We start from the raw sequence: 1,247 nt of genomic DNA, 5'->3' as shown, positions 1-1,247 counted from the left end.
GTCTGGCGCTGCTTCGCGGCGATGGTAGAGCTCGATCCCCTTTCCGTATGGCGTCGTATGCCTCGCTGCTCGCGCGGCTTTCGGCCGCCATGAGTCCGCGAACATTTACCTTGCCGACCTTCATAGCGGAAAGTCGATCTGCGGCAACACGCCTCGCGGCCTCGCGATAGATGCGCGTTCGGCCCGTCGATTCGAACAAAAGGTAACGGAGCTCGTTGGCAACGAGACGAGATCGCGCCTCGTTGTGAATCGCCTTCGTGACCAGCGCATCAACCTTCTTCGCGTCGAAGTAATCCGAATACGTCTCAAGGAATCGCTGCGTCGTTTCGCGCTCGATCGTTTCGTTCTTGTTCCCTGCGCGGATGATGGCATCAACGAGCTTCTTGCCCGTGCGGAGGGTGCGAGCGAACGGCTTGATCGCTTCTGCGGCCTGCTGGGGCGTCAGGCCGCCGTTTTTCAGACATTCCAGCGCCTTGTGCTTGGCAAGCGTTGTCTTCGAGTAGCCCAGCTCGGCAACAGACTCGGGGTCCATGCGAAGGTTGATCGTGACGGCCGCACGGTTGCCTCGGCTCACAAGATCGAGCGCCACGAACTCAGGGCGAGAATTCACGTCGATCTCAACCTGCCGGCGGACCGCATCCCTGATGTCCTTCGCTTCCGACTGGATCTTGCGAAGCGCCTTCGAGCGCGCCGCAATCATCCACTTCTCGTCCTTCGCGCGCGCCTCATCCAGCAGATCCTCAGAGGCGATCATGCGGTCGAGGACGCGCTGAACTTCAGGCGACAGCTGAGGAAGCGCCTCGCCGAATTCAGCCTCGTATGCCCGGCTGAGCGCGCCCGCAGGTTTCTTGGGCCTGCCGCCTTCTCCAAGCAACAAGACTTGAGTCAGAAGCGGGAATCCGCCCCCAAGCCTGTCTTTAACCTTAGCTTAGGTGTTCTTGGAGGGACTGTCAAACCCTCATCGTATGAAAATGGCACGGTACGACAAGATGAACGAGGTAGCTTTTCTCCGTCGGGAAAATGTCATAACTCTGACGCCGAACGCCGACCTGTCGACCTTCTCGCACGAGCTTGGGCATTGGTACCTGTCGAATCTCCTTGAGCTTTCGAAGCTTGACGGAACGAACGAGAGCCTTCAGGAGGATGCGCGCGCAGTGCTGAAGGAATTCGATCTCGACTCAGTTAAGGCCTGGGACGCGCTTGGGCTAGAGGGAGAGCGCAAGTATCACGAGCGCTTCGCCTATTGG

2 protein-coding genes are annotated in these 1,247 nt (G+C 59.1%); one reads left to right on the top strand and one right to left on the bottom strand.

The window, feature by feature from the left end:
- Positions 1-877, bottom strand: an 877-nt coding sequence (locus H6A60_RS11480; protein WP_205104734.1) for a hypothetical protein, incomplete at its 3' end; no start/stop codon positions are given.
- Between the two features lie 112 nt (positions 878-989).
- Here H6A60_RS11480 and H6A60_RS11475 point away from each other — a divergent pair.
- Positions 990-1,247: hypothetical protein (locus H6A60_RS11475; protein WP_205104732.1), on the top strand; the 258-nt coding region annotated here is incomplete at its 3' end.

Source organism: Sutterella massiliensis (genome assembly GCF_016899755.1).
GTDB lineage: Bacteria > Pseudomonadota > Gammaproteobacteria > Burkholderiales > Burkholderiaceae_F > Sutterella > Sutterella massiliensis.
The sequence above is the reverse complement of the archived record's forward strand: the minus strand, read 5'-3'. Positions and strand labels throughout refer to the sequence as shown.